We start from the raw sequence: 16661 nt of genomic DNA, 5'->3' as shown, positions 1-16661 counted from the left end.
TTGCAGACTCTGCCCATCGAAACAGGGAGAGTCCCATGAACAAAAGTCTGACGATAAAACTCGGGGCCATTGCCCTGCTGATCCTGGTGTTGCTGGTGCCGCTGCTGATGATCGACGGCATCATCGATGATCGCCAGCAACTGCGTGACGGTGTGCTGGAAGACATCGCCAGAAGCTCGAGCTACAGCCAGCAACTCAGCGGGCCGGTGATGGTTGTGCCGTATCGCAAAGTGGTGCGCACCTGGAAGACCAAAGAGAAGAGCGACGAGCGATACCAGGAAATCGGCGAAGAACGTGGGCGCCTGTATTTCCTGCCGGAGCGTTTTGAGCTCGACGGCCAGGTGCAGACCGAGCTGCGCGCCCGGGGCATTTATGAGGCGCGGCTGTTCCATGCCGACAACCGCATCAGCGGGCATTTCTCGCTGCCGGCACAGTTGGGGATCAAGGAAGACTTCGTCGATTACACCTTCGATGCGCCATTCCTGGCGGTCGGCATCAGCGACATTCGCGGGATCGAAAACGCGCTGAAGCTGGAACTGGGTGCGCAACGCCTGGACTTCGTGCCCGGCACTCAGGTCGGCTGGCTGGGCGAGGGGGTGCGAGTGACGCTGCCGGCGCTGGACACCGGCAAGACCACGGAACTGGCCTTCGGCTTCGACCTGCGCCTGCAAGGCACCGGCTCGTTGCAGGTGCTGCCGGTGGGCAAGACCAGCCGGGTTAACCTCGCTGCCAACTGGCCGCACCCAAGCTTCATCGGTAACTTCCTGCCGGCCAAGCGCGAGATCAACGATCAGGGTTTTACCGCTGACTGGCAGACCTCGTTTTTCTCCACCAATTTGCAAGAAGCGATGAGCCGTTGCGTGTCGGGCAATGATTGCGAGGCGTTCAACGGGCGCAGTTTCGGCGTGAGCTTCATCGATCCGGTGGATCAATATCTGAAGAGTGACCGGGCGATCAAATATGCGCTGTTGTTCATCGTCCTGACGTTCGCCGGTTTCTTCCTGTTCGAAGTGCTGAAAAGCCTGGCGGTGCACCCGGTGCAATACGCGCTGGTGGGGGTGGCGCTGGCGTTCTTTTATCTGTTGTTGCTGTCGTTGTCCGAGCACATCGGATTTGCCCTGGCGTATCTGTTGTCGGCCAGCGGTTGTGTGTTGTTGATCGGCTTCTATGTCTGCCACGTACTGCGCAGCGTGCGGCATGGCTTGAGTTTTTCGGCGGGGTTGGCGGCGTTGTACGGCTTGCTCTATGGCCTGCTGAGTGCCGAGGATTACGCGCTGCTGATGGGCTCGTTGCTGCTGTTCGGTCTGCTCGGTGTGTTCATGGTGCTGACCCGCAATCTGGACTGGTACGGGATCGGGCAGAAACCGGCCAAACCGCTGGAATTCGATATCGGAGCGGTGCAATGAGCCGGTTCGTGGGGTTGCGTGAGGAGCAGCGGGAGGCCGAGGTGTTAATGACGCTGATTATCGGGTTTCTGCCAGTTGGACCGCGCTGTTGCATTCGCGAGCAAGCTCGCTCCCACAGGAAGGGTGTTGCTTCAGATTGCTCCGTCGCATCCAGGACCAGTGTGGGAGCGAGCTTGCTCGCGAAGGGGCCGGAACAGTCGGCCTAGACCTTCGGCATGGTCGCAATCATCGACGGCCGCTGGCTCACTTCAAAGAACCAGTTGGCCAGTTGCGGGTTGGCGTCACGCCAGCCCAGATCCGGGAAGCGCAGATCCAGATAATCCAGCGCACAGGCCACGCTGATCGAGGCGACGTCGAAGTGGCAGGTCAGCTCGGCAATCGCGTCGCGCTCCAGCAGGGCGAGGGCGCGGCGGATTTTCTCGCGCTGGGCCTCGAGCCATTCGTCCCAGTGTTTTTCCGGAGCACGCAGCGCTTGCTCGTAACGCACCATGACCGAGGCGTCCATGATTCCGTCGGCCATCGAGGCCAGGGTCAGGCGCCGCCAGCGGGCCGAGCCGTCGCGGGGGATCAACGGGTTGCCGACGTGCTGGTGGTCGAGGTAATCGAGGATCACCCGGCTGTCATGGATGACGTTGCCGTCGGCCAGGCGCAGGGCCGGGATCTTGCCCAGCGGGTTGTCTTCGTTGAGGGCGGCGTCCGGGCTGACAGGGCTGAGCACGCAGTCCTGCAGCGCGACGCGATCCTGCTGGCCGGTCTCGTGCAGCAGCACCATGACTTTGCGCACGAACGGGGACAGGGTGTTGTGGAACAGGGTCATGCTGGGAGCGGACATCGGCAGGGTCTCGGTCAGGGGCAATGACGGGCAGCATAGCGCGTTGCCCGTCAGGCTCAAGCCGTTCAGCGACGTTGCAGCAATCCGCGCAGGGCAATGGCGGCCGGAACGCCCAGGCCAATCCAGCTCAAGCCATCCCAGATCCCGTCGCCCAGCAGCGCCGCGAACAGGCCCGCCGCACTCAGCAGCGCGATCACCAGCGGCGTGCTGAAGACCTTCCAGAAATTCGACTGACGCGGCTTCATGCAGAGGCCTCCGCCGCTTCCAGTACCGGTTTCGCAGCCTTGCGCCGTACCACCCACAAATACACGCCACTGGCGAGGACGATGATGGTCAGCACGTCCAGCGTGGCCCAGAGGATTTTCATCGGCATGCCACCGTAGTCACCGAAGTGCAGCGGCTGCGACATGCCCATGGCGTCCATGTACCACGGTCGTTCTGCCACCGCCGTGACTTGCAGGGTGCTGGCGTCGATCAGTACCGGGGTCAGCAGGTGCGAGGTCAGGTGAGTGCCGCCTTTCATGAACACCGAGTAATGGTGCTCGCTGGAGAAGCGGGTGCCGGGGAATGCGATGAAGTCCGGCTTCATCTCCGGTGTGACGCTTGCGGCGATGTCCAGCACCCGGGTGGCCGGGGCCAGTTGCGTCAGCGGCGGGGCATCGCGGTAGGGCGCGATCAGGGTGGTCAGCGCATCGGCGCGCCATGCGGCGATCAGCAGATCGGCGCAGGCGCTGATCACGCCGGTCACACCCACCACCAGCGCCCAGGTCAGGGTCACCACGCCGATCAGGTTGTGCAGGTCGAGCCAGCGCAGGCGGGTGGATTTGTCCTGGCGCACCGTGCCGAACTTCAAACGGCGCATGAACGGCAGGTACAACACCGTGCCGGACACGATCGCGACTACGAACAGCAAACCCATGAACGCCAGCAGCAGCTTGCCCGGCAGCCCGGCGAACATGTCGACGTGCAGACGCAGGATGAACAGCATCAGCCCCCCGTTGGCCGATGGCATCTCCAGCGCTTCGCCGGTACGCGCATCGAGCATGAAGGTGTGCGAGGAGTTGGGCTCGGTGCCGGCGGTCTTGGCCATGATGGTCAGCACTGCATTCGGCTCGTCGTCTTCGAAGCCGAAATACTGTACGACTTCACCGGGCCGATGCTTCTCCGCCGCTTCGACCAGTTGCGCCAGGTTCAGATGCGGCGTGTCCGCCGGCATCAACCGCAACTCGGGCGCATCGCCCAACAGGTGGTCGATTTCGTGATGGAAAATCAGCGGCAGGCCGGTCAGGGCCAACAGCAGCAAAAACACGGTGCAAATGAGGCTGGTCCAGGTGTGGACGAAGGACCAGCGACGAATTGTTTTACTTTTCATTTCATGACCTTCAAAAACACCCAGGCCGTCCACGAGGAACGGCCTGGTTGCAGGGCCTGTTTCAGTTCAGGCGCTTACCACTTGTAGGTGGCGCTGGCGATGACGCTGCGCTGGTCACCGTAGTAGCAATAGAAGCCGTCGCAGGTGGAGATGTAGTCCTTGTCGAACAGGTTGGTCGCGTTGAGTGCCAGCGACGCGCCTTTGAGGCTGTTGTCCAGACGGCCGAGGTCGTAATGCACAGCGGCGTCGAACACGGTGTAGGCGTCCGCCTTGCCCAGCCAGGTGTTGGCCTTGTCGCCGTAGGTGTTGCCGGTGTAGCGCACACCGCCGCCGATGCCGAAGCCGTCGAGTACGCCGCTGTGCCAGGTGTAGTCGGTCCACAGCGAGGCTTGCTGGTTCGGCATCAGTTGCAGACGGTTGCCCTTGTCGACACCTTTCTGCACTTCGGATTTGGCCAGGGTGTAGGCGGCGATGACTTTCAGGTTATCGGTAACGTCGGAGACGGCTTCCAGCTCCAGGCCTTTGACTTTCACTTCACCGGTCTGGCTGGTGATGGTCACGTTGTTGACGATTGAGTTGACCGAGACGTTCTTCTGGGTCAGGTCATACACCGCTGCGCTGAGCAGAGTCTTGCTGCCCGGTGGCTGGTACTTGATGCCCAGTTCCCACTGCTTGCCCTCGGTGGGCTTGAACGAGTCGGTGGCAGTGGCATCGGCGCCGCTGGTTGGCTGGAAGGATTCGGCGTACGACAGGTACGGCACGAAACCCGAGTCGAACACATAGCTGATCGCCGCGTTACCGCTGAACGCCTTGTCACGCTGGGTGTTGGTGGCGTCGCCCTTGTTGAAGAACCTGGTGCTGGTGTGCACCCAGTCTTCGCGGCCGCCCAGGGTCAGGCGCCACTGGTCCAGGGCCATCTGGTCCTGCACGTAGAGGCCGCTCTGGTAGGTTTTCTGGTTGTAGTCATAGAACGCCGAGGAGCGCGGTGGACGAATGATCGTCTGGCCGTAGACCGGGTTGTTGACGTTGATGTCCGGTGCGGAGCCGAAGATCGAGGTGTAGTTGTCGTTGCTGCGCTGATGGTCGAGACCGAGCAGCAAGGTGTGACGGATATCGCCGGTGGCGAAGTCCGCCTGGAAGTTGTTGTCCACGGCGAACTGGCTGATGTCCTCATCGACGTTGGTGGTACCGCGACCGACATTGCCCTGATCGTCGACGGTGAAGCCGGCGAAGGATGGGTTGTAGCTGTTGACGGTCACCGTCTGGAACGACAGGTCGGACTTGGTGTAACGCAGATTCTGTTTGAACTGCCAAACGTCGTTGATGCGGTGTTCAAAGGCATAGCCGAGCGCGTAGTAAGTGCGGTCGTAGAAGTCGTAGTCAGGATCGCCCAGGTTCTTGTGATGGGAGATCTTGCCGAACGGCATGTCGATCTTGGTGCCCTGGATCGGGTAGAACTGGCTGGTGACGCCGGTATCGTCGCGGGTGAACTGCGAGAGCAAGGTCAGCCTGGTGTCTTCGTCGATGTTCCAGGTCAGGCTCGGGGCGATGTTGTAGCGCTTGTTTTCGATGTGGTCGATCTGTGTGTCGCTGTCACGCACCACGCCGCTGATGCCATACAGGAACTGACCGGCGTCGTCGATCTTGCCGGTGCTGGCGAAGTTGATCTGACGGTGGTTGTCGCTGCCGTACTGCAACTGGATTTCGCTGCTTTGCACATCGCTTGGACGACGGCTGACCATGTCCAGCAGTCCGCCCGGCGGAGTCTGGCCGTATACCGAAGAAGCCGGGCCGCGCAGCAGGGCGAGGCGGTCGAGGTTCCAGGTTTCCGGTTTCGGGTTGGCATAAATGCCGCGAGGCAGCGGCAGGCCGTCGAGGAATTGGGTCGGTTCGAAACCGCGCACGCGCAGCCAGTCGATCCGGGTGTCGCTGCCGTAGCTGCTGGCGGTGATGCCCGGCATGTAGCGCACGGCGTCATCGAGGCTGTGCACGCCACGGTCTTCCATTTGCTGGCGAGTGGCGACCGAAATCGAACGCGGCGCCTCGACCAGCGCGGTGTCGGTCTTGGTGCCGGCGGCGGTGCGAGTGGCGGTGTAGCCTTCGACCGGGCCCCAGGCGCTTTCATAGTTTTCCACGCCGATCACCGAGGTTTCCGGCAGAGCCATCACGCCTTCCGGCACGGCGACCAGGGTGTAAGTACCGGCGCTGCTCTGTTCCAGTTGCAGACCGGTGCCACGCAGGGCCGCGCGCAGGGCGCCGGCCGCGTCATATTGGCCATTGACTGGCGCCGAGGTCTTGCCCGCCGCCAGCGAGGGGTTCAGCGACAGTGTGAGGCCGCCCTGGCTGGCGATCTGGTTCAGGGTGGTCGACAGCGGTGCCGCCGGCAGGTTGTAGGCGCGCACGCTCGACGCCTGTTCAGCGGCGATCAGTTGGCTGCTGGCCAGCGGGGTGCAAAGGGCGATGGCGACCGCCAGCAAACTGGGGCGCAACAAGGTGTCTAGCGAACGGGACATACGGCGGCTCCTGAATGGAAATATTTCTCAATTGCCTGTGTGCCGGACGAGATTCGAAAAGTGATAGGGCTGGATGAAAATAATTTCGATTAACGAACGACATCGCTGCGCGAGTCAGCAGAAAGTCCGTTTTCATGGGGGCGAGCAGGCAACGCGGTGTGTCAGGGCTTCGGATCAGCCTTGGCCACGGTCACCCACCACGGTGTGTGCTGCTCGATCTGCACCGGCAGGCTCGGCAGCAAGGCGTTCAGCGCCTTGTCGGTGTCGTGCAGGGGGAAGCTGCCGGTGATGCGCAGGTCGGCAACGTCCGGCGCAATACCCAGATGGCCGCGACGATAACGACCGAGTTCATGCACCAGGTCTTCCAGGCGCGCGTTGTCCACCACCAACATGCCGCGGGTCCAGGCATCGGCGCCGGGGTTGAGCGCCAGCACCGAATCCAGACCGTTGTGGCGGATCAGCACTTGCTGGCCTTCGCGCAGGATCTGTTCCTTCGGATCGGATTGCGGATGCGCCGCGACCGCTGATTGCAGCACGCTCAGACGGGTGCCGGCGTCTTCGCGCTTGACCAGGAACCGCGTGCCCAGGGCGCGCATGCTGCCCTCGGCGGTTTCAACGATGAACGGCCGCGCATCGCCGTGCCCGGTTTCGACGAGGATTTCGCCTTCCTGCAACACGATCAGCCGCTGCTTTTCATTGAAGCGGACATCCACCGCGCTGTGGGTATTCAGGTTGAGCACGGTGCCGTCGGCCAGGCGCACGGTGCGCTGTTCGCCGGTGGCGGTGCGTTGGTCGGCGAGCCAGTAATCCAGCGGCAGATAACGTTCGCCGGCAAACAACGCCAGACCGATCACCGCGACAACACTGGCCAGCCCGCTGCCCAGCTTGCGCACCCGACGGCGAATGCCTTCGCGCGATTGCAGCAATGCGCTGCGCGCCGGGCCATTGGCCACGCTCAAACGCTGGTCGAGCATGCCCAGCTGGCGCCAGGCGCGTGCGTGTTCTTCGTTGGCCGCGTGCCATTTGGCGAACTCTTCGCGCTCCAGTGGCGTGCTGGAATCGAGGGTCAATTGCCAGGCAATCGCCGCGTCCAGCACATGGGCCGGAACCGGTCGGGAACTGGCCGGGCTCATGTCGGCTCACCGTACAGCGCGATGTAGCACTGGCGGATGCCCTGGGCCAGGTATTGGCGCACGCGCGGGACCGACACGCCGAGTTTGTCGGCGATCTCGGCATGAGTCAGGCCATCGATACGGTTATAGAGGAAAGCGGCGCGGGCCTTGGTCGACAGCTTGCCCAGCATGCGGTCGATGGCCTTGAGGTCTTCGAGGATCAGTTGCTGTTCTTCGACAGAGGGCTGTTCGCCCTCGGGGATCAGCATCAGTTCGGCCAGATACGCCTGTTCCAACGCTGCACGGCGGAAGTAGTCGAACAGCAGGCCTTTGGCGATTGCCACCAGAAACGCCCGGGGCTCGCGGGGCGTCAGCAACTCGTCGCGGCCGAGCAGGCGCACGAAGGTGTCCTGGCTCAGGTCTTCGGCGCGTTGCGGGCAAGCCACGTTGCGGCGCAGCCAGGCCAGCAGCCAGCCGCGGTGGTCGCGATACAACGCACCGACGAGCTCACTGTGAGGGCTTTGGGCTGAAGACACGACGACACCGACTGGGAAGTGTTAACTAACGAGAATTGTTCGCGATTGTGGCAGAGGTGGGAATGGTTAGCAATTGGCCACCGGTCGGGTTGTCGGGCGACAACCCGGATTCAGAACGAATGCGTCTGTTGGCGGCGTTTCCACTGACTCAGGCGTTGCTGCAGATTCAGCGGGCTGTGGATCTGCTGCTGGCGTGCCCGGCTGAACAGGATCAGCGCCAGTTCCGCCGTGGCCAGCGCATCGGCACTTGCATGGTGACGCTCGAACACTTCGAGCTTGAACCAGTCGATCCACTCGTCCAGCCCCGCCTCGCGAATGTGTGCCTGCGGGCATAGCAGCGGAGCGATCTGCGCCACATCGAGGAACACCGTCTGCAACTTGTGCCCCAGATGTTCCTTCAATGCGCGGCCGAGCATGTGCTGGTCAAACGAGGCGTGAAACGCCAGCACCGGACTGTCGCCGATAAACTCCAGCAACTCGACCAGAGCTTCGGAGGGCTCGCTGCCGGCGGCAATCGCGCTCGGGGCCAGGCCGTGAATCAACACGCTCGGGCCGAGTTTCAGCTCGCGACATTGCAGGGTGCGTTCGAACTGCTGGCTGAAGTCGATCGCACCGTCCTCGATCACCACCGCGCCGATCGACAGCACCCGATCCTTGTTCAGGTTCAGCCCGGTGGTTTCCAGATCCAGCACCACCCAGCGCTGTTCGCGCAGGCTGCATTCGCGCAGTTCGCCGATGGCCGGGAGTTTCGTCAGGCGTTGTTGCAAGTCGACCGGCACAACGGGGCTGGCCGGGCGCATCCACGAAAACAGGCTCATAGCTGATACCGCAAGGTCAGGCTGCTTTGCAGGCGCTGGGCCTGGCGCAGGGATTCACGCAGGATGCGCCGGTCCAGATGATTGAGGCTGTCGGGATCGACCCGGTTCGAGTACGGCAGGTTTTCCCGGCTCTGCAGTTGATGCTGCTGCATGCGCGTTTGCTGGATGAAATGGTAGGCCTCTTCGTACGCGGCGCCATCCAGCCGGTCGATGACTTGTTTATCCACCAGCTGGCGGAAGCGTTCGAGGGTGTTGTTGGCGTCGATGCCATGGGCCAGCGCCAGCAGACGGGCACCGTCGACAAAGGGGGTCAGGCCCTGGATTTTCAGGTCCAGCGTGGCTTTCTCGCCGTTCTTTTTCGTCAGCACGAACTCACGGAAGCGGCCGACCGGCGGACGGTTGCGCAAGGCGTTCTCGGCCATCATCCGCTGGAACAGCCGGTTGTCGCCAACCTGATCGAGAATTCCCCGGCGCAATTGCTCGCAGCCCTGTTCGTCACCCCAGACCACCCGCAGGTCGAAATAAATGCTGGAGCCCAGCAGGTTCTCCGGCGTCGCCTCGCGAATGAACGCGGCAAAGCGTCGGGCCCATTCGGCGCGGGACAGGCACAGCTGCGGATTGCCGGCCATGACATTGCCTTTGCACAGGGTGAAGCCGCATTGCGCCAGGCTGTTATTGATCTGCTGGGCGATCGGCAGCAACTCGCCGCGAATCTCCGCCGCATGGGCTGCATCCCGCGCGTCGAACAGAATGCCGTTGTCCTGATCGGTGTGCAGGGTCTGCTCGCGCCGGCCTTCGCTGCCAAAGCACAGCCAACTGAATGGCACGCCGGGATCGCCTTTTTCGGCAAGGGTCAGTTCGATAACCCGGCTCACGGTGTGATCGTTGAGCAGGGTGATGATGTGGGTGATCTGGGTCGAAGACGCGCCGTGAGCGAGCATGCGCTCCACCAGTTGGCCGATCTCGCCGCGCAGGGTCACCAGTTGTTCAACCCGTTGGGCGCTGCGAATGGTCCGTGCCAGGTGCACCAGATCGACCCGTTGCAGCGAGAACAGGTCCCGCTCGGAAACCACGCCGCACAGACGTCGATCCTTGACCAGACATACGTGAGCGATGTGCCGTTCGGTCATGGCAATTGCCGCGTCGAAGGCGCTGTGATCCGGCGACAGATAGAACGGCGAGCGGGTCATGTGCCGTTCGATCGGCTCGCTGAAATCGCCAACCCCTTCAGCCACGACATGCCGCAGGTCGCGCAGGGTGAAAATCCCCAGCGGCGCCTTGTGTTCGTCCACCGCGACGATGCTGCCGACCTGTTGTTCGTGCATCAGCTTCACTGCTTCGCGCAGTGGGGTGGCAGGGCTGCAAATCACCGGATGGCGCATGGCCAATTCGCCGAGACGGGTGTTCAGCGAGTATTGGGTGCCGAGGGTTTCCACGGCTTTTTGCTGGACTTGCTGATTGACCTGATCGAGCAGGCTGCTGACCCCGCGCAGGGCGAAATCACGGAAGGTGCCGGAGAGGGCGAACAGTTTGATGAATGCCAGTTTGTTCAGTTGCAGGCAGAAGGTGTCTTCGCCGGCCAGGTGTTCGGTGCGGGTCGCCCGTTCGCCGAGCAGCGCGGCGAGGGGAAAACACTCGCCGGTAGTGATTTCAAACGTGGTTTCGGTGCCGCCCTTGGCCGTATGCGGACGCTCGCCGACCACCCGGCCCTGCTTGACGATGTAGAAGTGTTCGACCGGCCCGTCGGCAGGTTTGATGATGCTCTCGCCCTGACCGTAGAAGCGCAGCTGACATTGCTCCACCAGGTAGGCCAGGTGGGCATGTTCCATTTGATTGAATGGGGGGAAGCGCTGGAGAAATTGCAAAGTGCCCTGAATGTTCTGCAACACCGCGGTTTTCCCTGCCTGGGTGAAGGCGTCCGCTTTACTCATAACCATTACCGCAGTCTTTTTCGAATTGTTGTTGTCGGATCGTTGCAGCCATGGTCGACCCCATCGCGCGGGGTGCCCATTGGACGTAAGTCTAGGTTTGGCATGCCATTGGGGAGTTTTCGGATATGCCCTACAAAATCAGTCGGAAATTCTTCGGTTCGCCCCTTGGAAAAAAATCCGACGAAGTGCACATTTAAGCTCTGCCCAGCGATGTCTGACCACTGTGCCAGGGGATCGATTTTGAAAACGTAGAGAACGCCATGTCCGACCACGATATTTTGAGCGACGCCGAGCGCGAAGCACTCAGCGCCGTCATGCTGGAACCCGATCTGCCGCCGCAGCGGGTACTGATCGTCGACGACGACAAGGATGCCCGCGAGTTGTTGTCGGAGATCCTGGCACTGGATGGCATTCGCTGCCTGACTGCGGCCAGCGGCGAGTCCGCACTGAAGATGCTTGAAGAAAAACCTTCCATTGGCCTGGTAATCACTGATCTGCGGATGGGCAATGTCGGTGGGCTGGACTTGATTCGGCAAGTGCGTGAATCGGTACGGGCAGCGATGCCGATCATCATCGTCTCGGGCGATGCGGACGTGAAGGATGCGATTGCGGCGATGCATTTGAGCGTGGTGGACTTTCTGCTCAAGCCGATCGATACGGCCAAGTTGCTTGGACTGGTCAGGCATGAGCTGGGCATCGAGCCTTAGCCAGTGCGGCGCAAACAAAAAAGCCCTGATCGAAAGATCAGGGCTTTTTCATTTCCGGCATCAGCGCAGGTTACAGGCCGTTGGCAGCCTTGAACTCGCGACGACGACGGTGCAGGACCGGCTCGGTGTAGCCGTTCGGCTGTTTGGTGCCCTCGATCACCAGTTCGACCGCCGCCTGGAAGGCGATGTTGCTGTCGAAGTTCGGGGCCAGCGGACGGTACAGCGGGTCGTTGGCGTTCTGACGGTCCACCACCGGCGCCATGCGCTTGAGGCTTTCCATCACTTGCGCTTCGGTCACGATGCCGTGGCGCAGCCAGTTGGCAATGTGCTGGCTGGAGATACGCAGCGTCGCACGGTCTTCCATCAGGCCGACGTCGTTGATGTCCGGCACTTTCGAGCAACCCACGCCCTGGTCGATCCAGCGCACCACGTAACCGAGAATGCCCTGGGCGTTGTTGTCCAGTTCGTTCTTGATCTGCTCCGGAGTCCAGTTCGGGTTGACCGCCAGCGGAATGGTCAGGATGTCATCGACCGAAGCGCGGGCACGTTTGGCCAGCTCGGCCTGACGGGCGAACACGTCGACTTTGTGGTAGTGCAGCGCGTGCAGCGCAGCGGCGGTCGGCGATGGAACCCAGGCAGTGTTGGCGCCGGCCATCGGGTGAGCGATTTTCTGTTCCAGCATCGCTGCCATCAGATCGGGCATCGCCCACATGCCTTTACCGATTTGTGCACGACCTTGCAGGCCGGTGCTCAGACCGATATCGACGTTCCAGTTCTCGTAGGCGCCGATCCACTTCTCGGCCTTCATGTCAGCCTTGCGCACCATCGGGCCGGCTTCCATGGAGGTGTGGATTTCGTCGCCGGTGCGGTCGAGGAAACCGGTGTTGATGAACACCACGCGCTCGCTGGCCGCCTGGATGCAGGCCTTGAGGTTGACCGTGGTGCGGCGTTCCTCGTCCATGATCCCGACTTTCAGGGTGTTGCGCGCAAGGCCCAGCACGTCTTCGATGCGACCGAACAGCTCGTTGGTGAACGCCGCTTCTTCCGGGCCGTGCATCTTCGGTTTAACGATGTAGACGGAACCGGTGCGGGTGTTCTTGCGCGAAGTGTTGCCGTTCAGGTTGTGCATCGCCGCCAGGCAAGTCACCAGACCGTCGAGGATGCCTTCCGGCACTTCGTTGCCGTGCTTGTCGAGGATCGCGTCGATGGTCATCAGGTGGCCGACGTTGCGCACGAACAACAGCGAGCGGCCGTGCAGGGTCAGTTCGCTGCCGTCGACCTTGGTGTAGGTGCGATCCGGGTTCATGGTGCGGGTGAAGGTCTGGCCGCCCTTGGTGACGGATTCCGCCAGGTCGCCCTTCATCAGGCCCAGCCAGTTGCGGTAGATCACCACCTTGTCGTCGGCATCGACGGCAGCCACGGAGTCTTCGCAGTCCATGATGGTGGTCAGTGCCGCTTCCATCAGGATGTCTTTGACGCCGGCGGCATCGGTCTGGCCGACCGGGGTGCTGGCATCGATCTGGATTTCGAAATGCAGGCCATTGTTCTTCAGCAGGATCGCGATCGGCGCATTGGCGTCGCCCTGGAAGCCGATCAGCTGTGCGTCGTTGCGCAGGCCGCTGGTGCTGCCGCCCTTGAGGGTGACGACCAGTTTGCCGTCAGCGATCTTGTAGCCGGTGGAGTCGATGTGGGAGCCGGTCGCCAGTGGCGCGGCTTCGTCGAGGAACGCACGGGCGAAGGCGATGACTTTGTCGCCACGCACCTTGTTGTAGCCTTTGCCTTTTTCCGCGCCGCCGGCTTCGCTGATGGCGTCGGTGCCATACAAGGCGTCGTACAGCGAACCCCAGCGGGCGTTCGAGGCGTTGAGGGCGAAGCGGGCGTTCATCACCGGAACCACGAGTTGCGGGCCGGCGGTACGGGCGATTTCGTCATCGACGTTTTGCGTCGTTGCCTGGAAATCAGCCGCTTCTGGCAGCAGATAACCGATCTCTTGGAGGAAGGCTTTATAGGCCACGGCGTCGTGCGGCTGACCGGCACGGCTCTGGTGCCAGCCATCGATACGAGCCTGGAAGTCATCGCGTTTGGCGAGTAGGGCTTTGTTCTTCGGCGCCAGGTCGTGAATGACCTTGTCGGCACCTTCCCAGAATTTTTCGGCGGTGAGGCCGGTACCGGGAATGGCTTCGTTGTTCACGAAGTCGAACAGGACTTTGGCGACCTGCAGGCCACCGACTTGAACGTGTTCAGTCATTGCTTGCCTCACTCTGCTCAGCTATTTCGCTTTTCAGCTCTTCAATTTAACAATGAAGCCTCTGGCCATTTAAACCACAAACCCCTCGACCAGTACATGCCATCGCTGGCGGCTGGGTTGGGACCAATCAACGGCTTGGGGGCCTTGCTGACGGGGCTTTCAGGGTTGCGAACGTGCCTTGGGCAGACATCGATCCAGCGTTATGTAGTGCGCGCTGCGGCATACTACATGATGAGTTGCGGTTGTGAAAATCAGACTAATTACGTCGTTCTGCGACCCCATGACGCATTGCGGTCACGGCGCGGAACGGGATGTTCTCAAAAAACCAATGGATTGTTCCAGCTAAATATAAAAAGTTGTACACGATTTGTGATTTCGAGCGTCTGAGGCGTCTGTCGAACGCTTGCCTATACTTGCTTTTCTATAACAAAAGTCATGACAGAGGGCTGCGCCATGGATCACCTCGTACTCACCGTCTTCGCACCGGACAAGCCCGGGCAGGTCGAGCGCATCGCCCAATGCATCGCCGAACACGGCGGTAACTGGCTGGAAAGCCGCATGTCGCGGATGGCCGGGCAGTTCGCCGGGATTCTGCGGGTGGGAGTGCCGGCAGAGGCTTACGACGAATTAGTCGATGCCCTACAGGCTTTGTCGGCGCAGGGCATTCGCGTGCTGGTGGCCGAAAGCGGTATCGAGCAGGCCTGCACCTGGAAACCGATCGCCATGGAACTGGTGGGCAATGATCGTCCGGGCATCGTGCGCGACATTACCCGGTTGCTGAGCGAGCAGGGCGTCAACCTCGAACGACTGGTGACTGAAGTGCGCCCGGCGCCGATGAGCAGCGAACCGCTGTTCCACGCCGAGGCGATTCTCGCGGTGCCGCTGACCCTGTCGCTGGATGTTCTGCAATCGCGGCTGGAAACCCTGGCCGATGACTTGATGGTGGAACTGGTGCTGCGCACCGATCCGTGAGCGCGGGAAGGGTTATCCAGTTTTAGCGTGCACCTGCCTGTGGATAACCTGTAGAGACCGCGCGTCAGGCCACGTCAGCCGTGGCTTGGCGAGGACTGATCAAAAAACCGCCAACATTCAGTGACTTGCGCACAAACGGCGGGGATCACGCTGTGGATAACCTTGGGAAGGAACGATACAGGCCACGAGAAACGTGGCCTGTGGAGGTTTGTACGTTTTTTGATCAGCTGCGCCGGCGCAGGCTCATCCACGCATCGACGCTGTACACCGCAAGGCCGGCCCAGATAAACATGAAGGCGATCAGCGTGCTGGACGACAAGTGTTCGCCGAACAGCAATACGGCTTGCAGCAGTACCAACGTCGGCGCCAGGTATTGCAGGAAACCGAGGGTGGTGTAAGGCAGGTGCCGTGCCGCTGCGTTGAAGCACACCAGCGGCACCAGTGTCACCGGGCCGGCCGCCACCAGCCACCAGGCTTCGGATGTCGTCCAGAACTCGGCCTGGGCGCTGGTCGCGGTCGGATTGAACAGCAGCCACGCGAGGGCGATCGGCACCAGCATCCAGGTTTCGACCACCAGCCCCGGCAGCGCCTTGACCGGTGCCTGCTTGCGGATCAGCCCATAGAAACCAAAAGTCAGCGCCAGCACCAGCGACACCCACGGCAGACTTCCCACCTGCCAGACCTGCTGAGCCACGCCGACCGTTGCCAGACCGACCGCCAGCCACTGCATGCGCCGCAGGCGTTCGCCCAGAATCAGCATGCCCAGCAACACATTCACCAGCGGGTTGATGTAGTAACCGAGGCTCGCTTCCAGCATCCGGCCGTTGTTCACCGACCAGACGTAGGTCAGCCAGTTGGCCGCGATCAAGGTGCCGCTGAGCGCGAGAATCGCCAGGCGTTTCGGGTTGTCGCGCAGTTCCTGCCACCAGCCGGGATGCTTCCACACCATCAACAGCAGCGCGCCGAACAGCGCCGACCACAGCACCCGGTGAATGATGATTTCCACTGCCGGCACTTCGGCGATGGCTTTGAAGTAAAGCGGGAACAATCCCCAGATGATGTAGGCACTGAGGCCCAGAATGTACCCGCGACGCGGGTTGGCGGCTTGCATGCAGAATCCTTGCTTAGGCAGCTAACAAAGCAGCGATTGTACGGGCAGTTGTATAGACGTGTCGTGTCAGAAAAGCTTCAACGGCTCTTCGTTCAGCGCCGACAGTTGCTCACGCAACGCCAATACCTGATCGCCCCAATACCGCTCGCTGCCGAACCATGGAAAGCTGCGAGGGAACGCCGGATCGTCCCAGCGCCGTGCCAGCCAGGCGCTGTAATGCATCAGGCGCAAGGCGCGCAGCGGTTCGATCAGCGCCAGTTCGCGCGGGTCGAAGTCATGAAATTCGTTGTAGCCGTCCATCAATTCCGACAACTGTCCCAGACAATCCTGACGATCGCCGGCGAGCATCATCCAGATGTCCTGCACCGCCGGGCCCATGCGGCAGTCGTCGAGGTCGACGATGTGGAATATCTCGTCGCGGCACATCATGTTGCCGGGGTGGCAGTCGCCATGCATGCGGATGTTCCGGTGCGGGGTGTTGGCGTAGACGTCTTCCACACGCTTGAGCAGGTCGCGGGCGACGGACTCGTAGGCCGGCAGCAGACTCTTGGGGATGAAGTTGCCTTCCAGCAACGTGGTCAGCGAGTCATGGCCGAAGTTCTGCACGGCCAACGCTTCGCGGTGCTCGAACGGTTGGGTCCCGCCGACTGCGTGCATGCGCCCGAGCAACTGGCCGAGGCGATACAGCTGATCGAGATTGCCCGGCTCCGGCGCCCGGCCGCCGCGACGGGGAAACAGGGTAAAACGAAAGCCGGCGTGTTCGTGCAGGGTTTTACCGTTATGGATCAATGGCGCCACCACCGGAATTTCGACGTCAGCCAGTTCGAAGGTGAACTGGTGCTCTTCCAGAATCGCTTCATTGGTCCAGCGCTGCGGGCGATAGAACTTGGCGATCAGCGGTTCGGAGTCTTCGATGCCGACCTGATAGACGCGGTTTTCGTAACTGTTGAGCGCCAGAATGCGCGCGTCGCTCAGGAAGCCGATGCTTTCGACGGCATCGAGCACGAGGTCTGGGGTGAGGGTTTCAAACGGGTGGGCCATGCTGACTCCTGCGCGCAGCAGGCTGCTGCGTCCGGCTCGGCATGGTAGCGCAGACGGGCTGT

At 61.7% G+C, this 16661-nt stretch carries 14 protein-coding genes; 3 read left to right on the top strand and 11 right to left on the bottom strand.

What is annotated here, in order from left to right; translation table 11 throughout:
• Positions 1–35 precede the first annotated feature (35 nt).
• On the top strand, positions 36–1406 hold the full coding sequence (gene creD / locus MKZ87_RS16330; protein ID WP_085702859.1) for a cell envelope integrity protein CreD: 1371 nt from the start codon (positions 36–38) through the stop codon (positions 1404–1406).
• A 202-nt stretch (positions 1407–1608) separates the two neighbouring features.
• Here creD and MKZ87_RS16325 read toward each other — a convergent pair whose 3' ends face one another.
• The 8 genes from MKZ87_RS16325 to MKZ87_RS16290 form a co-directional block, all read right to left on the bottom strand.
• Positions 1609–2238, bottom strand: coding sequence for a glutathione S-transferase (locus tag MKZ87_RS16325; protein WP_085702857.1), 630 nt, complete (start codon positions 2236–2238; stop codon positions 1609–1611).
• A 65-nt stretch (positions 2239–2303) separates the two neighbouring features.
• Positions 2304–2483 (bottom strand): hypothetical protein, encoded by a 180-nt coding sequence (locus MKZ87_RS16320; RefSeq protein ID WP_085697754.1) that lies wholly within the window; start codon positions 2481–2483, stop codon positions 2304–2306.
• On the bottom strand, positions 2480–3610 hold the full coding sequence (locus MKZ87_RS16315; protein WP_085702936.1) for a PepSY-associated TM helix domain-containing protein: 1131 nt from the start codon (positions 3608–3610) through the stop codon (positions 2480–2482). Before MKZ87_RS16315 ends, MKZ87_RS16320 begins: the two co-directional genes overlap by 4 nt.
• A 74-nt stretch (positions 3611–3684) precedes the next feature.
• Positions 3685–6123: a TonB-dependent siderophore receptor gene (locus MKZ87_RS16310; protein ID WP_085702856.1), complete on the bottom strand. Its 2439-nt coding sequence runs from the start codon at positions 6121–6123 to the stop codon at positions 3685–3687.
• Between the two features lie 161 nt (positions 6124–6284).
• Positions 6285–7256, bottom strand: a complete 972-nt coding sequence (locus MKZ87_RS16305) for a FecR family protein (protein ID WP_085702855.1) — start codon at positions 7254–7256, stop codon at positions 6285–6287.
• Positions 7253–7771, bottom strand: a complete 519-nt coding sequence (locus MKZ87_RS16300) for an RNA polymerase sigma factor (RefSeq protein WP_085702854.1) — start codon at positions 7769–7771, stop codon at positions 7253–7255. Before MKZ87_RS16300 ends, MKZ87_RS16305 begins: the two co-directional genes overlap by 4 nt.
• Before the next feature lie 110 nt (positions 7772–7881).
• The gene (locus MKZ87_RS16295) at positions 7882–8589 is read right to left on the bottom strand and encodes a PolC-type DNA polymerase III (protein ID WP_085697749.1); all 708 of its coding nucleotides are present in this window, start codon (positions 8587–8589) and stop codon (positions 7882–7884) included.
• Positions 8586–10526, bottom strand: coding sequence for a putative nucleotidyltransferase substrate binding domain-containing protein (locus MKZ87_RS16290; protein ID WP_266201306.1), 1941 nt, complete (start codon positions 10524–10526; stop codon positions 8586–8588). The genes MKZ87_RS16295 and MKZ87_RS16290 overlap by 4 nt, the downstream gene beginning before the upstream one ends.
• Before the next feature lie 254 nt (positions 10527–10780).
• Between MKZ87_RS16290 and MKZ87_RS16285 the strand changes: the two genes are divergently transcribed.
• Positions 10781–11227, top strand: a complete 447-nt coding sequence (locus MKZ87_RS16285; RefSeq protein ID WP_085609066.1) for a response regulator — start codon at positions 10781–10783, stop codon at positions 11225–11227.
• 70 nt (positions 11228–11297) lie between these two features.
• Here MKZ87_RS16285 and MKZ87_RS16280 read toward each other — a convergent pair whose 3' ends face one another.
• The gene (locus tag MKZ87_RS16280; RefSeq protein WP_266201302.1) at positions 11298–13475 is read right to left on the bottom strand and encodes a malate synthase G; all 2178 of its coding nucleotides are present in this window, start codon (positions 13473–13475) and stop codon (positions 11298–11300) included.
• 453 nt (positions 13476–13928) lie between these two features.
• On the opposite strand from MKZ87_RS16280, the gene MKZ87_RS16275 reads away from it, so the two are divergent.
• Positions 13929–14447 carry a glycine cleavage system protein R gene (locus MKZ87_RS16275; RefSeq protein WP_007959830.1) on the top strand — a complete coding sequence of 173 codons (519 nt, stop codon included), beginning with the start codon at positions 13929–13931 and terminating at the stop codon, positions 14445–14447.
• A 223-nt stretch (positions 14448–14670) separates the two neighbouring features.
• Here MKZ87_RS16275 and rarD read toward each other — a convergent pair whose 3' ends face one another.
• Both rarD and MKZ87_RS16265 read right to left on the bottom strand, forming a co-directional pair.
• Positions 14671–15558: an EamA family transporter RarD gene (rarD, locus tag MKZ87_RS16270; RefSeq protein ID WP_085697746.1), complete on the bottom strand. Its 888-nt coding sequence runs from the start codon at positions 15556–15558 to the stop codon at positions 14671–14673.
• 66 nt (positions 15559–15624) lie between these two features.
• On the bottom strand, positions 15625–16599 hold the full coding sequence (locus MKZ87_RS16265) for a serine/threonine protein kinase (protein ID WP_266201301.1): 975 nt from the start codon (positions 16597–16599) through the stop codon (positions 15625–15627).
• Positions 16600–16661: the final 62 nt, after the last annotated feature.

It is taken from the genome of Pseudomonas sp. MCal1, from assembly GCF_026341415.1.
In the GTDB taxonomy this organism is placed as follows: Bacteria; Pseudomonadota; Gammaproteobacteria; order Pseudomonadales; family Pseudomonadaceae; genus Aquipseudomonas.
The sequence above is the reverse complement of the archived record's forward strand: the minus strand, read 5'-3'. Positions and strand labels throughout refer to the sequence as shown.

Excerpts from the sequence above, each read along its gene's own strand:
- creD (WP_085702859.1), top strand. The coding sequence starts at position 36 with ATGAACAAAAGTCTGACGATAAAACTCGGGGCCATTGCCCTGCTGATC.
- MKZ87_RS16325 (WP_085702857.1), bottom strand. The coding sequence starts at position 2,238 with ATGTCCGCTCCCAGCATGACCCTGTTCCACAACACCCTGTCCCCGTTC.
- MKZ87_RS16320 (WP_085697754.1), bottom strand. The coding sequence starts at position 2,483 with ATGAAGCCGCGTCAGTCGAATTTCTGGAAGGTCTTCAGCACGCCGCTG.
- MKZ87_RS16315 (WP_085702936.1), bottom strand. The coding sequence starts at position 3,610 with ATGAAAAGTAAAACAATTCGTCGCTGGTCCTTCGTCCACACCTGGACC.
- MKZ87_RS16310 (WP_085702856.1), bottom strand. The coding sequence starts at position 6,123 with ATGTCCCGTTCGCTAGACACCTTGTTGCGCCCCAGTTTGCTGGCGGTC.
- MKZ87_RS16305 (WP_085702855.1), bottom strand. The coding sequence starts at position 7,256 with ATGAGCCCGGCCAGTTCCCGACCGGTTCCGGCCCATGTGCTGGACGCG.
- MKZ87_RS16295 (WP_085697749.1), bottom strand. The coding sequence starts at position 8,589 with ATGAGCCTGTTTTCGTGGATGCGCCCGGCCAGCCCCGTTGTGCCGGTC.
- MKZ87_RS16290 (WP_266201306.1), bottom strand. The coding sequence starts at position 10,526 with ATGGTTATGAGTAAAGCGGACGCCTTCACCCAGGCAGGGAAAACCGCG.
- MKZ87_RS16285 (WP_085609066.1), top strand. The coding sequence starts at position 10,781 with ATGTCCGACCACGATATTTTGAGCGACGCCGAGCGCGAAGCACTCAGC.
- MKZ87_RS16280 (WP_266201302.1), bottom strand. The coding sequence starts at position 13,475 with ATGACTGAACACGTTCAAGTCGGTGGCCTGCAGGTCGCCAAAGTCCTG.
- MKZ87_RS16275 (WP_007959830.1), top strand. The coding sequence starts at position 13,929 with ATGGATCACCTCGTACTCACCGTCTTCGCACCGGACAAGCCCGGGCAG.
- rarD (WP_085697746.1), bottom strand. The coding sequence starts at position 15,558 with ATGCAAGCCGCCAACCCGCGTCGCGGGTACATTCTGGGCCTCAGTGCC.
- MKZ87_RS16265 (WP_266201301.1), bottom strand. The coding sequence starts at position 16,599 with ATGGCCCACCCGTTTGAAACCCTCACCCCAGACCTCGTGCTCGATGCC.